Source organism: Flavobacterium cheongpyeongense (genome assembly GCF_003202435.1).
Lineage (GTDB): Bacteria > Bacteroidota > Bacteroidia > Flavobacteriales > Flavobacteriaceae > Flavobacterium > Flavobacterium cheongpyeongense.
The window spans coordinates 1-23,460 of record NZ_QJHK01000018.1 but is presented as its reverse complement, the minus strand read 5'-3'; the positions used below and the strand labels follow the sequence as shown (position 1 = coordinate 23,460).

Sequence of the window (23,460 nt, the reverse complement as noted above, 5' to 3'; positions counted from 1 at the left end):
ATTTAGAGTTGTTTAGTAGCATTATGATTCTTTTTAAGAGCAGCACGATATTCATACAAAATAATCTTAAAGTCATCCAACATCTCGTTGCTCAATTCAGAAGGATGAAAAGTATTATAACCTTCTTTGTATTCTTCTTTTTGATCTTTAGCAACACCTTTTCTACCTCTTAAGTTTCGTTCTTTGTCTACAATATAAACATTAGAAGTACCAAGATTTTTATCCAGTTTCCCTTTTAAATGCAATTGATCGTAAAACTTCTGAATCTCTTGATTTGATGCAAAAACAAAATTCCAGTTTTTTACATCTGTAAAAGGTGATAAAGCATCCACTATTTTCTGAGCCTCTTTCTCTGTCCCAAGCGGACATATAACTACAAACTGAAGGTCTTCAAAACCATTATAACGCTTGTAAATTTTTTCATTTAGATTGAAATAATTTCCTCTGTTACTCAAAATATCAGATCCTGAAAAACCCAAAACAGTTATCTTTTTATCCAGAAGAACTTCTTTGCCATTTAGGGATTTCCAATTACCAAAATCAGCAATTTTAGGTGTAATTACAGGTAATGTTGTAAAACTATTAACACCTGAAGCAAAAAATAAATAGGCTACAATTGGCAAAACAAAAAGTACAAAGAGAACTATATTTTTTTTCATTGTAAGTAGGGAAGTTATTGGAGTACAAAAATAAAAAAAGCTCCGTTAAACGGAGCCTCTTTTCGAATTAATATCATGTTAAAAATTCCATTTAATAGTAGAATCTTTAAAAACCCCATAAATATAATGTCCTTCTGTAAGCAGAATAAACAATAAATATAAAACCAGGAAAATAACAGGCGAAACAACAGACCATCTAAGGCTGCTTTTTTCACCTTCCATGTGCATAAATGCCCATACAATAAAATAAGCTTTAACAAGTGTTAGAATATAAAAAATCCAGTTTAACAAATTTAAACCAATAAAATGCGTAAACTCTAATGATTCTGGTTTAATGATACCTAAAATAACTTCTACTGTAGTTATTACTGACAGGTAACCAAAAACTAACCAGATTCTTTTTGTATTTGATACGTGCTCGTGTGACATAATAATTAAAATGTAAAATTAAACTAAGTAGAAAACTGTAAATACAAACACCCAAACAAGATCGACAAAGTGCCAGTACAAACCAACTTTCTCTACCATTTCGTAGCTTCTTCTCTTTTCGTAAGTACCTAATAATACATTAAAGAAAATAATGATATTGATAATAACTCCCGAAAACACGTGGAAACCGTGGAATCCTGTAATAAAGAAAAAGAAATCTGCAAATAGTTTGCTTCCGTATTCATTTCTTGTAAGGTTAGCTCCTTCTACAACATATTTTGCAGTACCTAAACGAGACTCAGATTCTGCTCTGGTCAATACTGTTTTTTTCTTTTTTGCAGTAAGCTGTTCGGTTCTTATTAATAATTCAGGATGTGCTTTAAAACCAGCCTGAACTTCGGCAACTGTAAAAGTTGGTTGTGTTTCAGCATCTTCAACAAACCAAGTTGAATGACTTCTTGTCAAAGCTTCTCTTTGCTCCGGTAATTTTACTGCAAAATCGGCCAAAGCTACTCTTTTTCCGCTTGCATCAACAAATTGCAACAAACTTCCACCTGCTGTTTCAACGGCACCATATTCTCCTTTAATGAAGTTTTTCCACTCCCAGGCTTGAGAACCAACGAAGATAAAACCTCCAATAATAGTTAAGAACATATAGACCGCAACTTTTGTTTTCTTTAACTGATGCCCTGCATCAACAGCTAAAACCATTGTCACAGATGAGAAAATCAAAATAAAAGTCATTAAGGCTACATAATACATCGGAGCAGAAACACCGTGCATAAAAGGAAAGTGGGTAAACACTTCATCAGCCAAGGGCCATGTTTCAATAAATTTAAATCTAGAAAATCCATAAGCCGCAAGGAATCCTGAGAATGTCAAGGCATCTGATACGATAAAAAACCACATCATCATTTTACCATAACTTGCTCCTAATGGCTGGATATCTCCTCCGCCTCCCCAAGTTTTTTCGTCGTTATTTGCAGTAGTAACTGTCGCTCCCATAAAAATTATTCATTAAAAAGTTCCCAAATTTACGTTTTTTTCTTATTTAAAGAAATATAAAAATAAAAATAATAATACCCATAATAAATCCAAAAAGTGCCAATACATCGCACCTAGTTCTATTCCAAGAGTTTGGGCCGGATTGTATTTTTGTTTAAAATGATTATAAATTATAATTAAAAGTGAAATTAATCCGCCGGCCAGGTGTAACAGATGCATAAGTGCAATTACATAAAGAAAAGTTGTAGTAATTGAACTACCCTGTCCTGTCATATAATAACCACTTTCGATGATTTGTCCAAAACCTCTGAATTGTAAAACCACAAAAGCAATTCCCATAGCAAATGTCCCTAAAAGAAATGCAGTAGTTGCACTTCTATTTCCTTTTTCAATTGCTTTTTTTGCTAAATAAAAAGCAACACTACAGCCAATAATGACTGCTGTACTAAAATAAAAAGCAGTTGGGATTTGAAAATCCTTCAGCCAGTCTGCTCTTGATTTACTAACTACAAATGCACTTGTAAGCCCTGCAAACATCATGGTCATACTAACCATTGCGAACAACAAAATCAATTTGGCAGATTTTGATTTTTGCACTTGCTCTTCACTTATTTTCATTGTCATTTCCATAACTATCTTAAAAATTTATCTACTATATATACAATCTGTAATAAAGAAATATACGAAACACTCACCAGCATTAAGGTTCTCGCAGATTTCGCTGTCCTTAACTGATACAAACGAACTGCATAAAACAACATCCACAAACCAAGTACAAATACCAAAACTGCTGCGATTGTCGAAATATATAACTGCCCCGTATACCCTAAAACTGGCAATAATGAAGCTATAATAAGCCAAATCGTATATAATATAATCTGCAAAGCTGTTCCTTTATCTTTTTTTCCTGTTGGAAGCATAAAGATTCCGGCTTTTTCATAATCGCCATACAAGAACCATCCAATTGCCCAAAAATGAGGAAACTGCCAGAAAAACTGAATTAAAAACAGAGTACCTGCTTCTATTCCAAATTCTCCTGTTGCTGCAACCCATCCTAACATAAAAGGTATCGCCCCGGGAAAAGCACCTACAAAAACAGATAATGATGTTACCGTTTTTAAAGGTGTATAAATACTTGTATATAAAAATATCGAAATTGCCGCAAACATGGCCGATTTTGCATTTATCGTATACAATAAAGTAATACCAATAACTGTAAGCAAACCAGCAACCAGCAAAGCCACTTTTGGAGACATCCGCCCCGAAGGAACTGGTCGGTTTTTGGTACGGTCCATTAAAGAATCAATATCTTTTTCTATGACCTGATTAAACGCATTAGAAGCCCCAACCATACAATACCCCCCAATCATTAAAACAGCTAAAACACTCCATTCAAAAGGATTTTCATTGTTCACACCTAATAAATAACCCGCAATAGAAGAAAACAAAACACTGATAGCTAAACCAGCCTTAGTAATTTCTTTGAAATCCAGAAATATTGATTTGAGTGAAATTGTATTTTTAATAGCGTTCAATACGGTAATTATTTGTCTGTTTTTTTGAGTGGTGCAAATGTACAAATTAGATTATAGAATTCTGACCTATAAAATTAGATTTTTTCATTAAAACCATTATAAAATAAGGACTTGCTATCTTTCAATACAATTGTTTTGAAAAATCTTATTAATTTTAATAATCAAAATACCAATTAAAGACATCCGAACGCAATCCAATTGTGAACCAGGTTGTACTTTGCTTAAAAGTAGTTGCCGTATTTTGAACAGGATCAAAATTCCTGTAGATAAAACTTCCAAAAAACTTTAAATTAGTCATTGGATTTATTAAATATCCTGCCTGAACATCAGCAATAAAAATATTGGTTGTGTTACCCTGACCTACCTTTACCCCACTATCGTAAGGTCGGTTTTCATCATAACTTTTATAAATGTTGCCTCCATAATTAAATGAGTCTCCGGCGGTATCAAAATCAAAACCTCTTTTACCCACTGTCAACTTTGCATCAGCAAAATAACGACCTTTGTGATAACGTCCTATGGCAATGAGTTCTTCAAAATTACCGCCCCACTGATGACCAATACTCTGATTATTATGTGCATAATTAGTAATAGCTGCGCTATGAGAGTACACATACGGCCTTACATGATTGTACTCTAACTGAAGAAGCAGATCTTTAACTTTAAAAGCATTAAAATATTTAGCCCCCAACTGATATCCCAGTTTGTTTTTCCAGCTATTATCACCTGACTTTATATCTCCAAATGAAAATTCATCAATTAAAAACTGCCCATATAAATTAATCTGATTATTCCATTTAAATTTTGATGTGATACCTAAAAGAGCATTTCCGCTTTTAGAAGACGAAGCAAATTCAACAGAACGATAAAAAATAATCGGATTCACAAAATTCACATCAAATCCTCTATTATTAGTATCTGTCCAGACTACTGATTCAAAGAAACCTAAATTCAGTTTGTTTGAAACATTCCAGCTCAAATAATGATTTGCCATATATTTTGAAGCATACGTCTTATCTACCGTAGCATCCGGACGAACATCTTTGAGCCACATATACGTATTCGTATATTTTATTTTCCAGAAAGTTGTATTGATTTTAAAATAAGGATAGGGACTTGCCCCGTCACTTTCCAGTAATGAACGGTATCCATCACCAATGAAATTTCTTCCATAACCCAATTGAAAATCAAAAATTTTACTTGGGGTGTATGTTATATTGGCCTCTGCTAAAGGAAAATCATACGAATCGGTTTTAAATTGTTTTGCAATCCCCATACCCGGAATTATAGCAGGATTTCCCCCTGAAGGTTTTAAAGAATTTGCATAATCATTAAAATATCCTGCAAACCTGCCCTGACTTTCAAAAATAGTCGTAGTAAAATTAATTTGTTTTCCTAACCCACCCCTAAAATTAACAGCTCTGGTATTTACATAAGTATAGGAATCCAGATCCGAAGCTTTACCCATTTGCAAATCGACAATTGGATTTAGTGATAACCAATAATCTTCTCCCTGAATCTGCACCATATTCTCATTCCACCACTTTCTCCCCAACCAGCCTGAAGCTTTTTTCTGAAGCGATTCGTTTACGGCTTTTAAATCATAATATTTTGAAACTTCTGCATAAGTATAAGGTTTCGAAGACGTGTGATTATTACTTCCTACCTGATTCATAGCCTCGTCAAATTGTGCATAATAACTATGTGAAAAGGGCATATTTAAATGACTTTCGAATTCAGGATTATTATATTTTTTATATACAATGCTATCCAGTTCTGTCATTGGTTTTTTGGCTGGTTTTAAAATCCCGGCTGCTGCCAAAGCCTCTTCGGCAATTTGCTCCGTACTTTTTAAAGGTATATTTATTGAAATAGTGTATTTTGAATAAGTTGCAACACCATTATAAGTAGAAGGCTTGATTTTTGGGAATTTCTCAAAAACACGTTTGGCTTCCTTAGCTAAATCATCATTTGAGGCATTTACGTAAATTACTTTAAAAACGCCGTTTTCATCTACTTCGAACAGCACTTTAATTTCACCTTTGTAATTTGCCTGTTTTAAATTTTCAGGAATTTGAAAATTTTGATAAACTAAATCCTGGACTTCTTTATAAAAACAATTTTCTAAATGCTTAGTTTCTAAATTTTCACACCCCGGAAATACCGGAAACCTTTCTGCATAAAAACCTGGTTTCACAGAAGAATTATGAGTTTCCTGTGAGAAAACAGATAATGATAATAACGCCAGACTGAAAGCTATAAAACTTTTATTCAAAATATTTTTGATTTTCATTAATATTGATTTGTGGTATTTTCACCATTTGCTATTGCTTTTGCAGATGAAGTCCCGATTCGTTTAACCCCTAAACGGATCATCTCTATTGCTTCTGTGTATGACTTAATTCCTCCGGATGCTTTTACCGGCAAGGGTGCGGCATTTTCGAGCATCATAACAATAGCCGGAAGGGTTGTATTATTAGGCAAATTATGATGAGTTTTATAAAATCCCGTTGATGATTTCACATAAACCGAAGCGTAATCTTCTTCATCAAAATTCGAAATAACAATATTTTTTATTAAAGCTGAAAGCTGAATGATTTCTTTATCATCTAAAGCCACAACTTCAATAATCCATTTGACTGTTTTATTATGGGTAAGTCCTATTTGTGTCCCTGCTAAAATTTCTTTCTTTACCAGTTCAATATCTCCATTTTTAAAAGCTTCGTAATTACAGACAAAGTCCAAATCATCTGCACCGTCTTCAATTGCTTTATTTGCTTCTTTGCTTTTGGTTTCCAGGGCTGATTTACCCTCAGGAAAATCAATAACAGTTCCCACAAGCAAACTTGAATTTGCTTTCAAAATCATTTCTTTAGCTAAACCAACATGTTCCGGCCGGATCATAATCAACTTAAAATCTTCCGTAATCGCTTCTGTAATTGCATTTTTAACCAAAACAGTATTTTCTGTTTCCGAAAGACCGGACTGAGAGGCAGTCTTTAAGTAAGTAGAATCTAAATATTGTTTAATATTCATGATTTTAAAATTACGGTATTGTGACAAAAATACATTTAAAATTCAGAAAATAAAAAACCCACCGAAGTGGGAGTTCTTTTTTTATATTTTATCGATCTGATTTTTAAAAACCATTGCAGCAAAAACAGCTGCTGTGGCACCAATTGCATTTCCTAAAATATCCGTTACATCTGCCGATCTTGTTTTAGTAAAAACACCTTGTAATATTTCAATGGTTATTCCAAAAAAAACTGAAAATATAAATGAAATTAAATAGACTTTATAATCATCTGGTACCTTTCCTTTAAATTCTTTTTTAAAAAACAAAATCCACGAAAACGTAAAACCAAAATGGAAACAAAAATGTACTATTTTATCGATACTGGGAAAACTTACTGCGGGAACATTACCTGAGTCTGTCAGACAAAAATAGGTAATGATTCCTGAGCAAATTATAGCCCACAATAAAAGAAGTTGTTTAGGCACCTATTAGTTGTTTGTATGCTTCGTCTGATAATAATGTATCAATTTCTGAAGCGTTAGCTATTTTTACTTTAATCATCCATCCTGCTCCGTAAGGATCAGAATTTACTGCCTCCGGTGTGCTTTCCAAATCTCCATTAAAAGCAATGATTTCTCCTGATAAGGGAAGAAACAAATCAGAAACTGTTTTTACAGCCTCAACAGTTCCAAAAACTTCATCTTTACCTAATGTCTGATCTAAAGTTTCTACTTCAACGTACACGATGTCTCCCAATTCTTTTTGAGCGAAATGAGTAATTCCTACAGTTGCAACATCTCCATCGATGCTAACCCATTCGTGATCTTTTGTGTACTTTAAATTTGCCGGTATGCTCATATTACTATGTTTGAAATTGATAATTTATTTTAAAGCAACAAATGTAACAATCTTCTAATAAAAATTAGTTTATAATCACAAAATTAATTTCCGAAATTGTAGCGAAGGGTAAATCCAGATCGAATATTGGTCAATGGAAATGATGTCGATATTACAGCCTTAGAGAACGAATGATCATAATAGAATATTGCCGTAAGATTTTTGCTAAAAGCATAATCGGCAGTAAGTTTTAATGACCAGATATTTTGCCCGGCTGCCAATTGATTATTGTCATAATCTAAATAACGAACCAGAGTCTGGTTATTTCGATAGGAGAAATCTGCCTTGATATTAATATCGCTTTTTATAATTCCGGTAGGATTATCTGCCAAAGTCGATGAAAAAATAACATCTTTAAAACGATATCCTAAACCAACAACATACTCAATACCTTTTACTTCTGTCAATAAATTATTATCAAAACTCATTGATAAAGCCCTGTCTTTTTTAACTTCTGTAAGCACTCTTAAAGATCCTTTCAATTCGAAATCAACACGAAGCAGCGGACTAAACTGTTCTACCAAATTCACATTAGACATGATCGTCTTATTGAAGAAATTACCATTTACATCCGTGCCATCTGGATTTTCATTATAATCAAAATTTGATCTGAATTGATTAATTGTGTAGGAAGCTCTGTAATTATGCTGTAAAGAAAAGCGTTTAAACCTGTCTTTGAAATACTTATAACGCATCAGTCCATTGTATTTTATACTCCAGTTTGGAATCGGGAAATTTCTAAAAATCCCAGTCGAGGTCTTAGAGGCATCACCGCCTGAATAAGCAGCTAAAAAAGCAGGCAATAAAACAGCCTGATTACTTTTACCATATCCCACAGGATAGCCATCATTTGCTATAATTTGTTTCCTTTCAGTATTATTTGGGTTTGCGAGATTATCTATAGGCACATTTACATCTTCAACAGGAAGAGCTGCTGCATCATATCTTGGAATAGCAGTACCATATCGATCTTCTGCTAAGCGATTAGCTATTGTTAATCGATTCTCTCTAAAATCATCAAAAGCTGCTGATACATTTTCATCACTGGCAGAAAATGCTGTTTTGATTAATACGGTAGAAATAGAAAACATTCCATATGTATACGGGGACAACGGCTTATATACTCCATTGGTAACGCTATACTGTTCTGAAGTGTTTTCAGAATACGACCTGTCCATTGTTAAATCTATTTTAAAATCAGGAAACAAATCAACATTCGCTGTTATCTTTAATAGTTTATTATTGACTTGTGTGAAATTTTGATTGAACTTATCAGAAGTCGTTAGCCAGCCATTTTTAGCTGACTCATAACGTACGTCATCCTGGCTTCCAAAAATAAAACCTAACGTTGGTTTTGAAGTTCCTAAAAACCCAATGCTTGGTGTATAGCCCGGTAAAACTGTCCCACTGTTTTCTGTATAATTTACCTGAATATTTTTTACACTGGTCAAAACTCCAATTAAACCATCATAAAACGGACTTTTGGCTGTTGGTGCTTTATTCGTATTTACTACTTTTTCTCCGGGTTTTGGAGGGGCAACAGATTTTGGTTTTGCTGTTTTTTTGACTCCTGGCGTTAGCCCTAAATACTTGTACAACGTTCCCATATTAAAGGTTGTACTTAATGTATTTGAATTTGCATTTTGAATTGTATTTCCCAGATTATTGATTGTGGTCGATCCGTCAGTATTTTCTACTTCAAGTTGAGACATTGCAGATGAAGAACGCTGCCAGTTATAATCTGCCGTGTACGAATAATTTGCCTTTACAAAACTAAAAATTGGCAATTTATTGATTGGAATATCATAATTTAAAACTAATTGTTGTGTATGCTGATTTGGTGTACCGAGATCAAAATAATCATCCCAGAAATTAAAATCGTCTTTTGGGGTATTGTCATCATTCAAATAATTTTTAACAATATTATTTGAAGCAGCCGTATAGTTTAGTTTCAAAGATTTGGTCAGATTGAATCCAAATCCATATTGATAATTATGTGCAAAGTTTCTTCTGTAAAGGGTTTCCAGACCAATTCCGGGAACATCTTCAACCTGTCTGAATTGCTGGCTATTGCTTTGTCTTATAATATTTGAATTAAATGAAATATTAGAAGGCAAATAGTTAAAATTGAAGTCGCTTAACAGTTTCCAATATTCGCTTTTCTTCATGAATTTAGTCTTTTTGAAAGGCACTACTTCTTTCGGCTGAAATGTATAAGTATAATTTACTGATGAATTTGACAGTTGATCTTCATAATCTTCAATCTCATAATCATGCCGTTCGACCTGATTGTAGGATTGAGAAAAAGTAAAATTCTCTACATCGTAAACATGTGGTTTTTGTTCCGGCGCCCTGTCTTTTCTAACTCCAATAAAGTTGATACTTTTTCGCTTGGTATAATCTATTGCTCTGTTTTTGTAATTCTCTTTTGTTGCCTGATCTGTTGTTTCATCAAGCAATTGTTTTAATTTAATATCCTGATTAAAAGGATCGTATTCAGGTGTAATTACCTCTTCTCCAATTGCATAATTAAACGGAAGGTTAATGCCCCATTTTGGTGGCAATAATTTTCCTAAATTCAAATTCGTAACAATATTATACTGCTGAACATCTTCACGATCTCTTTCGTTTGCACCTTGCTCGAGAGATCCAAAACCAATGGTGCTTTTTCGGCCCGTTGCTGAAACTGTAGCGAAATCCGCCATGTTCGTATCAATACTTAATATGGCGGCCATACCACCCTTATTATCCATATCAGACAAGCGAAGTTCGTTGAACCAGACCTCCCCCTTTATCTTTTTATCAGTAGTATTGTTCTTTAAACCTACCATTAAATTTCGCACTAACCCAAAATTAGGATTCCCTTTTATTCCTAATTTCAATTTACTGTCTCCATCACCTCCTTCAGGAATCAGTTCAGGATCATTATCCGGATAATAAATTCCGTTTATATCACGTTTAGGGGAGTTAAAATCAACACTCATCCCCTTAATCTTCATTTTTGTCAATAACGCAAGAGCCAAATCCATTTGATTAGCGTCGAGCCAAACCTGATTTGGATTGATAGTACAACCACCTCCTGTTGGAGTAACTTTTAATGGCATTTCAACCTGATAGAAATTTTCTGTAAAGTCATTTCCAAAACGAATAAATGCTATCATTTCGTCCTCCCCAAGAGCCACTTCATTATCTAATGATTCAGCATGCAGAAACATTTTTAGTTTTTTGTACTGACGCATATCAAGACTTACGTTTTTAAACGCCGCCCTTGAATCTTGCTTTTCTAATCCATTTCCGGAAACACGTAATGCCAATGACTGCTCATTTTGATTGATTACTGTATTATTGTTATACAGCTGTTCTCTTTGAACATTTGGCGGCATAACATAATTAACTGGGCATTTAGTATCATTTTCCTGAATATTTACCGCCTGAACATTAAAGTCTGTTCCATCATTACTATTGCTCAGATTATCATCTGCTGCATCAAGATTCCCATCATATTTTCTCCATTCTCCTCTAACCAAATCCAATGCTCCAAAACGTACTGTAACCTGATCATTAAAACCGGTCATGAACATTCTCATGAATCGGATAGACCTAAAATCAGAAATAGTTCCAATTTTATTTTTATATTCTGCAACCGGTATTTTAAACTGGATCCATCTGGCTGTTGTGTTTCCGCCATTAGGCAAATTTATAGTTCCAACTGTCTCGGGTTCTCTTATATCTGTTATATAATTTTCTCCAATTTTCATATTGGGCTTAATATCAATACTATATTCATAATAAGCATTAATCGTGTTCATGGTATTGTCCCGATTGATATCTTCTACATCCGGAAGCGTAGTTGATCCTCTATTGGCAGAATTTATATCTACGGCAGAGTTTCCATCAACACCATTATATTTTTTATACCGATTCAGAACATCTCCGTCAGTATTTAAGAAATAGGTATAATCATCTGCCGCCGGATCAGATTCTGAAGCATAATTATTATAAATAGTAGCTTCTTTTCCATTTGGCAAACCATCCAGACCAACATCCTGATTGGTTCTGTTACCCGCATTGTTGTCAAATGCATAAATTAAGGATTGCGAAGCCGGAACATCTCCCCAAATTGGCTGCGGGTTTACTAAGACCTGATCCGGACCAAGTCCGTTTTCATATTGCTTTCTTCCGTCTTTTAAAACATCTTCCGAGATTTCTCCTAAGTTAAAATATATTTTTCCAACATTAGAAGGCTGTGCAGATGCATTTCCTACATACGGGTCGAGTACCCAAAACTGAATATATTCTACATTACTCTGCTCAAAATTCGTTGAATTTAAAGAACGCATAATTCCACCGAAATTACCATTTGCAGCACTTGTTCCAAAATCTGGATTATTATTATAAGGCCCCCTTTCAGAAGGATAATAGCTCAAATCAAGCGTATTGATTACCTGCAATTGTCCTTGAGCAATATCTGTATTTGGATATAACTCTTTGCTGTAAATTCTTCTTGTAGTATTCAAAGACAAATCATCGTTTGATATTCCGGATGGTTTTTGAGTGTAAAAAATTGGATCGATAGAATACCATGATAATTTTGCTCTTTTATATCCATAATTCAGAGTATTAAAATCTGCTCCAAAAGTATTATCCCCTGTTGAGTTAATATATGGTGTCGAAGACAGGCTCCAGGCATAAGCAGATCGCATATCTATTGTTGATTGTGATCCTTCGAAATCATCTACGTATATAGTAGCCTCTCCTTCAAAATCACTTGCTTTTGGTGCATCCGGTTTTAAAAAAGCAACTTCCCCTCTTATCGAAAGATTAGAAGGAACATCTGTATCAATGTTAGGCAGTTTATTTACTAATCTGGTAAAAAATGGAATTTCCGTTGAATAATTTCCATTAAATCCAAAAATTGTATTATTTACAGATTCCTGTCCGTAACTCGATTTTTGAGTAAACGGTTTTTCTGTCATTTTTAAATAGGTACCGCCAACTATAAATTTATCCGAAATTTTATGCTCAACATTTAATCCCATAAACCTTCTGGTCTGTTGACCGAAAACCGAATTATTTTCTAAGGAAACTTCTATTGGTGTATTAGAAGCCTGTAAGGATGCATCCAAAATCTGAACTCGTCCTAACTGATAATCGACACTATAATCCACTCCTTCAACAAGAACTCTTCCTCCGGCAGTAACTACTACAGAACCTTGCGGAACATTAAAAGCACCTATCGGAATTCCATCACTTCCTGATGATTTATATTTTCCTCTTAATAAAAACTTATTTTTATCGCTGTCTTGTAAAGCACCTGACTGTGTAGTTTTATACATGTTTTGAAACACATATTTCTTTTGATTGGGGTTATATGTAGACGGAACATTGTAGTTTTCTCCCGTTCCTGTATTCAATTTATCGAATAACAACTTCCCAAAAGGCTCTTTAGTCGTAAAAATAATTCGTCCGTTTTGTGCATCAAAGGTGATTCCCTGAAGATAATCGAAGAAACCATCACCACCGGCCTGCGGGTCATTATTATAATTTAATTTATCCAGATTAAAAACTTTCAACAATGGTGTTTCTGTTACTTCATTACCTACCGCAGGATTTGAAGGAAAAGGGTTTGCATCATCAACAGGCTTTATATAATTTATTGGAGAAGGATCTGCATAAAGGATATTGAATCTAAAGTCATCTTGTTTTACCTGGTAAGCACCCGGTATTTGATAAATGTTTTTCATCATCAGGTTCCAAACCGGATTATTAACATTTGTTAAGCTACTTTTCAGCATTTTCAAAATCAAACTTTGCGTAATAACAGCCTGATTATTATTCTGAGTACTTCCTGTTACCACCGTTCCATCAACACCGTCACTACCAAATTCTCCTACCTGATATACAACTCCACCAACAGTATATTCATACGCTACTGCTAAAATTTCATCATTGGCTAAACGCTGCTGTAAAGAAATATAACCTAACTGAGGGTTAAAAGTATATTCAGTCGCCGTTAATTTTCTGGCATTTTCCAGTACAGAATAATCCGTTCCTTCGTTAACATTAGGAACATCTGCAGGATTAAAACCAGATTTGGCTGTTACAATTTCTCTTATTTTTGAATTTAGATAAGAGGCGGGCTGACCAATTACAGCCGGATCATATTTGTTATTTCCATTATCTGTAGGTGAGTCAGCATTCACATTAAAAAAACCGGCAGAAGTATTAATAACTATTTCTGAATCAGACAGTCCTGTAAGCTGTGCTTCTCCTAAATCCTGAAGCGCAATAACATTTCGCAGGTTATTACTTGTTGTACTCACACGATTTTGCTTGTTTGTTACCCAAATCTCCAACCTTGTAATCTGAACCTTGCTATCAATAAAAGGATAATTTTTTAATGAAGCATCGTATTTATTTCTAAAATATTGCGATAGAAAGAAGTGCCTGTCGTTATCATAATCCAGTGCATACAAATCAAAATTCTGAATTGTCCCACCACCTTCGGCAACTATGCTTTTTGTTTGTGACTTTTGTTCAGAGAATACACCTGTTACTGTTGTTTTTCCAAATTGCAGTTGGGTTTTGACACCAAACAAACTTTGTGCTCCACGGATTAAAGTACTATTTAAGGGCATACTTACGTTACCTACTTCTACTTTTTGAACAATATCATCTTCTGTGGGAGTGTAAGCAAGTTTAAATAAATTTTGAAAAGCAAAGGTAGACTGGGTGTCATAATTAGCATTTACTTCTAATCTTGTTCCCACCTTCCCCATTAAGCTCATGCTAATTCGTTGGTCAAAATCAAAAGTCAGGCTAGATCTGTTTCTTGGTGAAAAGGATGGATTGTCTTGTTTGCTATACCGCAACCCCAAATCCATTTCAACAGAACCTGTCGGTTTTACATCAATTGTATTACTTCCAAAAATAGATTCAAAAAGACTTGAATTGATATAATATCTTGGCAACAAATCTTTCTTTGCCTCTTCACTTCCTGCTTTTTTTCCGTCAATAGCAATCATTTTTTGTCTAAAATAATTCCTTCTGGATTCTTTAAGCAGTAAGTTCTCATATTCTTTTGGTGTTAAGACCAAAGGATAGTCTATAGAAAAACCATCAACTGTACTGGTATGAATATAACGGTCTGTAATTGGATCGTACTTGTATGCCGAAAGTACGCTTGATGGATTTTCCAACTCTAATTTCCCAACAGAAAACCCTGTTTTGGTAGTATCCTGAATTGTTGGATTTACCTGTGCATGCAAAGCATTACCACACATTAAAACCAGTAAAAAAAGTAAAATTTTACGCATACAATTCAGGTGTCTTAATAGTGATTTATAAAGCTTTTAAAGCTTTTTTGATAATAGTTTCTACAGTAGCGTCCGGATCCTCTTTTACAATTTTCTCCACCACTTTTTCCGAAGTTTTTCTAACAAAACCTAAAACTTCTAAAGCAGATAACGCTTCATCTCTATTTGTATTGTTTTGAACAATAGAAACTTCATCTAAATCGTATAATTTCAAGACTTTCTCTTTCAAATCCAATATTACTCTTTGAGCTGTTTTATTACCAATTCCTTTGATAGACTGAATAATTCCTACATCTCCCGAAGCAATTGCATTTATAATTTGTCTTGGTTCTATCGATGACAGCATTGTCCTGGCAATATTAGCACCGATTCCCGAAACAGATATTAGCATCCTAAATATTTCCCTTTCTGATTTTTCAGCAAAGCCATATAATGTATGAGCATCTTCCCTGATTAAAAGATGTGTATATAATTTTATAAAATCAGTATTTGGAATCAACGAAAAAGTATGCAGGGAGATATTGACCTGATAACCAACTCCTGCGCAATCAATAATGACCTCTGTTGGGTTTTTTTCTACTAATTTTCCTTGCAAATGTGCTATCATAATATTATTTGTGGTGCCAAATATAATAAAATTAAGACAATCTTAATAACTACTTATACATCCTGTTATATAGCCTGTTTATTTTTCTTCAATTCTTTTCCCTGAGCATCAATAACTGCAATAGCAGCCATGTTTACCATTTCTTCAACACTTGCACCTAATTGAAAAATATGAACGGGTTTGCCCATTCCCATCATAATTGGACCAATAGAGTTTACCTGATACAATTCTTTTAACAGCTTATAGGTAATATTTGCAGATTCAAGATTAGGAAAAACTAATGTATTTACTTTTTTGCCTGCCAATTTAGAGAAAGGAAATTTCTCCTGAAGCATTTCTGGATTTAGGGCAAAATCAGCCTGAATTTCTCCGTCAACAACCATATCAGGATGATTTTTATGCAAGTAAGCAACTGCTTCTCTTACTTTTGAGGCATTCTGATGCGTTGATGATCCAAAATTAGAATAAGAAACCATTGCTATTACTGGTTCAACTCCAAAGATTTTAGCTGTTTTTGATGTCATAACAGCAATATTTATCAAATCTTCTGCAGAAGGATTGATATTAATGGCTGTATCCGACAAGAACATTGGACCTCTGGCTGTAAGCATCATGTTTGCCGTTGCTACAAGTGAGGCTCCATTTGCCTTACCAATTAATTGGAGCATTGGTTTTAAAACAGATGGGTAGCTTCGTGAATGCCCTGTAACCAAGGCATCAGCTTCACCTTCGTTAACCATCATGGCTGCAAAATAATTTCTTTCACGCATTAATTTCTGGGCATCCAATAATGAAATACCACGTCTTTCTCTGGTCGACCAGTAAGACTTCGCAAATTTGTCCCTTCTTTGTTCTTCTTCTTTTATTTTCGGATCAATAATTTCAACATCTGCAACAAAACCTAACTCTTCTTTCAGTTCTAAAATAATTTCTTTATTTCCTAATAAAACCGGAAAGCCAATCCCTTCTTCGTGTACAATTTGGGCAGCTTTTAAAACATTAAGATGCTCTGCTTCCGGAAAAACAATTCTTTTCGGATCCATTTTTGCACGGTTAGCAATTAAACGAACCATTTTATTATCGTTGCCTAGACGTTCTAAAAGTCTTTCCTCATAAGCAAGCCAGTCTGTAATTGGATTTTTAGCTATTCCTGATTCCATAGCAGCTTTTGCTACAGCAGGTGCCACAACTGCAATCAATCTTGGATCAAATGGTTTAGGAATAATATATTCACGCCCGAAACCTAATTTTGTAGCACCATACGCTACATTTACCTGTTCCGGAACAGATTGCTTTGCTAAGGAAGCCAATGCCTTTACAGCCGCCATCTTCATAGCTTCATTGATTTTTGTAGCTCTTACGTCAAGTGCTCCTCTAAAAATGTAAGGAAATCCGAGAACATTATTTACCTGATTAGGAAAATCTGAACGCCCTGTGGCCATAATAACATCTTTTCGTGTTTCTACCGCTAAGTTGTAATCAATCTCTGGATTTGGATTTGCCATCGCAAATACAATAGGATTATCTGCCATTGACAACAACATTTCTGAGGATAAAATATTTCCCGAAGACAATCCAATAAAAACATCTGCACCTTTTACTGCTTCTGCCAATTCAATTTTAGGACCATTCACAGCATATTTCAATTGCAACTCTGAAAGTGCAGGATTATCCTTTGTTAAAAGTCCTTTACTGTTGAACATTAAAACATTCTCAACTTTGACCCCCAGCAAAACATACAAATCTGTACAGGCTATAGCAGCAGAACCGGCACCTGAAACCACAACTTTTACATCCTCTGGTTTTTTACCTGCCAATTCCAGTGCATTAATCAAAGCTGCCGAAGAAATAATAGCGGTTCCATGCTGGTCATCGTGCATTACCGGAATATCTAACTCTTCTATCAATCTTCTTTCGATTTCAAAAGATTCTGGTGCTTTAATATCTTCAAGATTAATTCCGCCAAATGTTGGGGCAATATTTTTTACGGTCTGAATAAATTCTTCAACATCTTTTGTCCCTATCTCAATATCAAAAACATCAATATCAGAGAAAATTTTAAACAACAAACCTTTCCCTTCCATTACCGGCTTTCCTGCTTCAGGACCTATGTCTCCAAGCCCCAAAACTGCTGTACCGTTTGAAATTACGGCAACTAAATTTCCTTTTGCTGTATATTTGTAGACGTCTTCAATGTTTGCTGCAATTTCTAAACATGGTTCTGCAACTCCCGGAGAATAAGCTAATGATAAATCTCTTTGGGTGGCATATTTTTTTGTTGGAACTACCTGAATTTTCCCTGGAGTAGGTTCTGCATGATACAATAACGCTTCTCTTCTTTTACTATCTTTATTCATTCTTTTCACTTTAATTGTGCTTTACAAAGATATAAGACTTGGATCAAAACTGTTTGTTCTTGCGTGTACTTTTACTACGAATATTTAAATTTTTCATAAAAAAAATAGCCCGATATACTTTCGGACTATTTCTAAAACCTTGTTATTTATTTTTATTGTGAAATATAAGAGTTAAGATGATTTATGGTATCTTTTTGCAATTCGATAATAGCTTTTACAACATCGCTAATCGAAATAATTCCTACAACAATCTCGTCTTCCAGAACCGGTAGATGCCTTATTCTTTTTGAACTCATGAGTTCCATGCAGTTTTCTAAATTATCAGAAAGTTTTACCGTAAAAACAGTACTTTCCATAATTTCATCAACGAAAGTTTCTTTAGATGATTTGTCCTTTAGAACGATTTTTCGTGCATAATCCCTTTCAGACAATATTCCTTTTAATTCAGAACCATCGATAATCAGGATAGCACCTATGTTTTTTTCACCCATTATTTTCAATGCTTCATAAACAGTTGTTGTTGAACCTACGGAATAAACATTTTTCCCTTTTGCATTTAGTATTTGATTTACAGTCATATCTGAAAAATTTTAGGACTATAAAGTTAAAAAAAACTAAACACAAAAAAACAGGTTTCCTTCATTTTTTAATACACAATCTATTCATTTTAAACAAAATACATCATATTTTAATTTTACAAAACTATTCACTAAAGAAAGAAAAAAATCACAACCCTTTTTTGTTAAAAAGTTAGATTTTTAACTTTTCATCTGTGTATAGCTTTAATTGTAAATGCAATGAAAAAACAAGTAGTTCATTTACAGCTATTTCTAAAGCTTTACATCATTCAATTAGATAAGGGTGATTAGGATTGAATTCCCCAGCCTCACTTATGGATAGATTGCAAATCTTTAAGTATCAGTAATCCTATAAATTAGCTTGCAATAATACTTTGTGGTTTCTAAGTTCTTTAATTCGGGTATCGAAACACTTTAATTCTTCTGACTTATACACTTTTTTTGTTTCATACAATTTGCATTTTCTATTTATCACCTTCAAAACACTATAGTTATGTTGCTTTAAAATTTTCACACACTTGATAAAAAAAATTAGCTAACCGTTAGTTCATTACTTAAATCCATCTACTGATGAATGTAGCTCTCGTCTTAGAAATGTATTAAAAATGTTTCCTACTGATGAATTTGAACTGTTAACTGAACTTCATAAAATCTTATTTGTAAACCCTGAAAATGCGAAAGCGATAAATGATTTACGAAGTCTTCTCATTGTCTTAAACACAAATTTCAGAACTATTGTAAACAAAAAAAGGGCTTTTCTACATTTAGAAAATCCCTTTTTTACGATACTTTCATTTATAAATTTGTAATAATAAATTCGCTTCGTCTGTTAAGCTGATGTTCTTCCTCACTGCATTTAACTCCATCTGCACACTGGTTAACAAGCTGGTTTTCACCATAACCTTTACCAGTTAATCGTTTCGGGTCAATTCCTTTTTCAACCAGCCATTTTATTGTAGATTTAGCTCTCTTTTCAGATAAAACTTCGTTATACCTTGCTGTTTGCCTGCTATCTGTATGAGAACGGACATCTAATTTAAAATTAGGATATTGGTTTAGTATCTCTACTATTTTTTCTAACTGAAAGGCAGATTCTTTTTTGATGGTAGCTTTATCCAAATCAAAATAAATAATCGGAATCTCAAGTATTTTTGCCAAATCTGTTCCAACTGCAATTGGCTTAATTCTTTTTTCTAATTGGATAGGGATTGTGGTTTCTCCTGATAATTTTATAACTGTCACAGGAATTTCCTTTGTCTCATAATCTACTTTTGAGGCTCTTACATAATATTTTTTTCCACAATTCACATCTGAAAAAGTATAATTTCCTTTTGAATCAGACACTGCCTCTGCAATAGTTTTAAATTGTTCGTCAACCAAAACTACTTTAGAATCCGGAAGTGTTTCACCGGTTCCTGAATCAGAAATTATTCCGGTCAGAATTTGTTTGCATGTAAGTTTTCGAATTTCCTTAAATCGATAAATATCATCAAATCCATGTCCGTTTTCTCTATTTGAAGAAAAGAAACCCTCTCTGCTTTTGCTATTGATTATAAAAGCAAAATCATCCTGCTTTGTATTTATTGGCTCTCCCACATTCTGAACTTCTTCAAAACTAGAATCAGGGTTTATATTTGAAACAAATATATCCAGTCCGCCTAAACCAGGTCGTCCGTCACTGGCAAAAAACAGCTCATTTTCATCTGATATGTAAGGAAAAGTTTCTCTTCCTTCTGTATTTATTTCAGTACCCAAATTTTCGGGTTTTCCAAAAGTACCATCTTCGTTTATACGAACTTTATACAAATCCGATTGCCCGAAAGTTCCCGGCATATCTGATGCAAAATACAACGTTTTTTCATCTGGACTCAATGCGGGATGTGCCACACTAAACTGATCACTATTAAAAGGCAATTCGGTTATTTTTTGCCATTTTTCATCAATCAGGGTTGCACTGTAAAGCTTTAAAAGCGTTACTTTTTTTTCGTCGCTTCTTCTCTTGCCGTCCAAAAAATTATTTCGGGTAAAATACATCGTTTTGCCATCCCGGGTAAAAACTGGTGTTGATTCATTAAATTTTGAATTAATGTTTTTATGAAAACGTTCAGGTGCACCTAAGCTTCCGTCTTCCAATAAAACCGCACTATATAAATTTGTAAACGATTTATTTGTCCACTTAAACGTTTTTTTGGAAACACCGCCTGTGTCACGGGCAGAGGCAAAAACTACTTTATTATTAAAAAAAGCACTTCCATAATCTGACAAGACCGAATTTATACCAGCATCAGCAATTTCGAAGCGATTTGAATTTGCTTTAATTACTTCTAAATAATTTTTATTGCCTTCAAATAATATTCCACGCTTATCAGTGCTTGCTTTTTTATTGAATTCCTCCAATATTTTATCTGCCTTTTCATAGTTACCATTTGCCTTAAGACATTGTGCATATCTATAAAAATATTCCGGATCTTGTTCTACATTCAACGCAAAAAGCTGATCATACCATTTTACTGCTTTTATCAGTTCTGCATTAAAATAATATGCATTTGCAAGACGCTGAAACATTTTTTCGTCTTTATATCCCTTTTCTGCAACCTTTTCATATACGTCAACAGCGTCTATATAAGCATATTTGTCGTATTTTTTATCTGCATCTTCGATCTTTGTTTTTTGAGCAACTGCTGTTAAAACAAATAATGATAATAATACAGTGTATCCTGTTTTTTTAACTTTCATATTATCCTGATTAAAAGAATCTTGGTGAAGTAATTCTGCTGTAACTATTAAATAACTCGAAACGTAAGAAAATCTCATGTGATCCCGAATTATATTTTTGAAGCCTTGTCGTTTCATGGTCATAAGCATATCCTATATACAATCCTTCTGAAACCTGAAATCCTGCCATTGCACTTACTGATGCACTCCAGCGATACCCCAGTCCTAAAACAAACTTTTCATTAAACATAAAATTACCCGAAACATCTACCTGCAATGGTGATCCTTGTACCATTTTGGTGAGTAATGCTGGTTTAAACTGAACATAAGGATTTATATCAAAAACATACCCTGCAATAAAATAATAATTGATCTTTTCTTTAAAAATAGTAACCTGATCGTCATTATATCGGTCGCTCTCTATAAAATTAGGAACAGATAATCCAACATACATCTTATCTGAATGCAAATATACCCCGGCTCCAATGTTGGGAGATAACTTTCCGTCTAAGTCCTGAAATTTCTTATCTCCCTGATCCTTTATATCTAATTTATTCATATCAATATTAAACAAATTCGCTGTCCCTTTGATTCCAAAAGAAAGCTTAAATGTTTCAGAAGTAGGAACAGTATAAGACAAATCTGCTGAAAATGTATTTTCAACTGTAGGCCCGATTTTATCATTTACAACCGATACTCCTAACCCTAAATGATTGCCATTTAAAGGCGTATTAACCGAAAATGCATTTGTCCTTGGAGCACCTTCTAAACCAATCCATTGCGAGCGATGCAAACCAAACACACTTAATAACCCACGGGATCCGGCATAAGCAGGATTAACTGTGATGGTATTATACATGTATTGCGTATACTGCGAGTCTTGTTGTGCAAAACCTATAGCAGAAAAAAACATGAAAACTAAAACTAAATTTTTCATTTAATTATTTTTATTTAAATGACTTGCCATATAAAAAACAGCAAGCCATTTATTTTATTAATTACTTAGATATAAATAACCTGATGATTCATGCTGCTTAGCATCACTATCTTTATACTTCAAAATGTAGAAATAAGTACCTGTAGGAAGTCCTTCTGATTTTTTAATCGTTGTACGACCTTCAGACATTCCTTTAAAAGTATTATCTATATTATCATAATGACTCTTTTCGAATACCAAAACGCCCCAACGATTATAAATCTCTACTATATTATCAGGATAACATTCGATACCCCGAATATAAAGTTCATCATTATCACCATCATTATTAGGAGAGACTGCATTAAATACTTTAATAACACAACCTTCAAGATCTGTAACCGTCGGATTATCTTCAAGATCGTTGTCATTATCTGATTTATCTTCTACTGTAACCCCAATTGCACTAACTCCTGTTACACTGGCCTGATTAGTAACCATCTTGTTGTTAATATCACTTTGCAAAATAGTATACGTTGCAGTAAATGTATGCTCATCAGATTCGTTAACTGCCAGACTAATTGGTTCTCCGGACAATACAATTCCTGGCAAAAGATCTGTAACCGTTACTTCGGATAATGGAACGTTACCTGTATTAGTTACTTTGAAATTATATGTAATTGTCTCTCCGGCATTTGCATAACCACTATTATCTATGTCATTAAACGTGGCTGTTTTTATAATTGCTATTGCTGGGACTTCTACAAAAACATTTAATGTTGCCGAAGCGCAATTTAATGGATTTGCTTTTTCGCATACCTGATATGTAAATGAATAATTACCACCCGGGATATTTGGTTTTGCATTTACTGTTCCATCTGAGTTAAACTCAAAATAAAGACTTGTTGGGTATGAAACAACGATATCTTGCAGATTTAATGGTAATTGATATAACGAATCATTATCTAAAATATTAATAAATTCCAATGCTCCATTAATTCCATCAACCGTAATCAAACCATCATTATTTACCACAATAGGATCATCTACAGGACTTACGCTAATCAATTCATTGGCGGTAGCGGTGGCTGTACCGTCGGTTATCACATAAGGGATGCTTACCGATCCGTTATAGTTGGCTGAGGGAGTGAAACTAATCACGCCCGCTGCGGTGATGTTAACCGTTCCGTTGGTCACGGCAATTACCTGAGCCGTGCCTGGGGTTAACGCTGTGCCGTTGATGCTGGTGATGCTTAATGTATCCCCATCTGTATCGGTATCTAAGCTTAACGGGGTCAGGGTCACGGTGCCTTCTTCGGCTACGGTATAGTTGTCGTCAACGGCTACCGGTGCATCGTTGGCAGGACTTACGCTAATCAATTCATTGGCGGTAGCGGTGGCTGTACCGTCGGTTATCACATAAGGGATGC

Annotated in this window: 16 protein-coding genes; all 16 read right to left on the bottom strand. The window is 34.2% G+C overall.

The window, feature by feature from the left end:
* Positions 1–2: 2 nt before the first annotated feature.
* Positions 3–659, bottom strand: a complete 657-nt coding sequence (locus tag DMB65_RS17475) for a hypothetical protein (protein ID WP_110307907.1) — start codon at positions 657–659, stop codon at positions 3–5.
* A 78-nt stretch (positions 660–737) separates the two neighbouring features.
* Positions 738–1,088, bottom strand: a complete 351-nt coding sequence (locus DMB65_RS17470; RefSeq protein WP_110307906.1) for a cytochrome C oxidase subunit IV family protein — start codon at positions 1,086–1,088, stop codon at positions 738–740.
* An 18-nt stretch (positions 1,089–1,106) separates the two neighbouring features.
* Positions 1,107–2,093, bottom strand: coding sequence for a cytochrome c oxidase subunit 3 (locus tag DMB65_RS17465; protein WP_110307905.1), 987 nt, complete (start codon positions 2,091–2,093; stop codon positions 1,107–1,109).
* Between the two features lie 42 nt (positions 2,094–2,135).
* A complete protein-coding gene (locus DMB65_RS17460; RefSeq protein WP_110307904.1) occupies positions 2,136–2,723 on the bottom strand; it encodes a cytochrome c oxidase subunit 3 in 588 nt (195 codons plus the stop codon).
* Positions 2,724–2,725: 2 nt separating this feature from the next.
* Positions 2,726–3,628, bottom strand: coding sequence for a heme o synthase (cyoE, locus tag DMB65_RS17455; protein ID WP_110307903.1), 903 nt, complete (start codon positions 3,626–3,628; stop codon positions 2,726–2,728).
* Positions 3,629–3,782: 154 nt separating this feature from the next.
* A complete protein-coding gene (locus DMB65_RS17450; protein WP_110307902.1) occupies positions 3,783–5,921 on the bottom strand; it encodes an energy transducer TonB in 2,139 nt (712 codons plus the stop codon).
* Positions 5,921–6,664 carry a deoxyribose-phosphate aldolase gene (gene deoC, locus DMB65_RS17445; RefSeq protein WP_110307901.1) on the bottom strand — a complete coding sequence of 248 codons (744 nt, stop codon included), beginning with the start codon at positions 6,662–6,664 and terminating at the stop codon, positions 5,921–5,923. Before deoC ends, DMB65_RS17450 begins: the two co-directional genes overlap by 1 nt.
* Positions 6,665–6,745: 81 nt before the next feature.
* Positions 6,746–7,129 carry a VanZ family protein gene (locus DMB65_RS17440; RefSeq protein ID WP_110307900.1) on the bottom strand — a complete coding sequence of 128 codons (384 nt, stop codon included), beginning with the start codon at positions 7,127–7,129 and terminating at the stop codon, positions 6,746–6,748.
* Positions 7,122–7,502 (bottom strand): glycine cleavage system protein GcvH, encoded by a 381-nt coding sequence (gcvH, locus tag DMB65_RS17435; protein ID WP_110307899.1) that lies wholly within the window; start codon positions 7,500–7,502, stop codon positions 7,122–7,124. The genes DMB65_RS17440 and gcvH overlap by 8 nt, the downstream gene beginning before the upstream one ends.
* Before the next feature lie 83 nt (positions 7,503–7,585).
* Positions 7,586–14,857, bottom strand: coding sequence for a T9SS outer membrane translocon Sov/SprA (sov, locus tag DMB65_RS17430; protein ID WP_110307898.1), 7,272 nt, complete (start codon positions 14,855–14,857; stop codon positions 7,586–7,588).
* Between the two features lie 25 nt (positions 14,858–14,882).
* Positions 14,883–15,464, bottom strand: coding sequence for a Holliday junction branch migration protein RuvA (ruvA, locus tag DMB65_RS17425; RefSeq protein ID WP_110307897.1), 582 nt, complete (start codon positions 15,462–15,464; stop codon positions 14,883–14,885).
* 65 nt (positions 15,465–15,529) lie between these two features.
* A complete protein-coding gene (locus DMB65_RS17420) occupies positions 15,530–17,821 on the bottom strand; it encodes an NADP-dependent malic enzyme (RefSeq protein ID WP_110307896.1) in 2,292 nt (763 codons plus the stop codon).
* Between the two features lie 152 nt (positions 17,822–17,973).
* Entirely contained in the window at positions 17,974–18,399 is a 426-nt protein-coding gene (locus DMB65_RS17415; RefSeq protein ID WP_110307895.1) for a CBS domain-containing protein, read from the bottom strand.
* 795 nt (positions 18,400–19,194) lie between these two features.
* Positions 19,195–21,135, bottom strand: coding sequence for an OmpA family protein (locus DMB65_RS17405; protein WP_110307966.1), 1,941 nt, complete (start codon positions 21,133–21,135; stop codon positions 19,195–19,197).
* Between the two features lie 10 nt (positions 21,136–21,145).
* Complete coding sequence (locus tag DMB65_RS17400) at positions 21,146–22,051, bottom strand: PorP/SprF family type IX secretion system membrane protein (RefSeq protein WP_110307893.1); 906 nt, start codon at positions 22,049–22,051, stop codon at positions 21,146–21,148.
* Positions 22,052–22,108: 57 nt separating this feature from the next.
* On the bottom strand, positions 22,109–23,460 hold a 1,352-nt coding region (locus tag DMB65_RS17395; protein WP_123955359.1), incomplete at its 5' end, for a T9SS type B sorting domain-containing protein.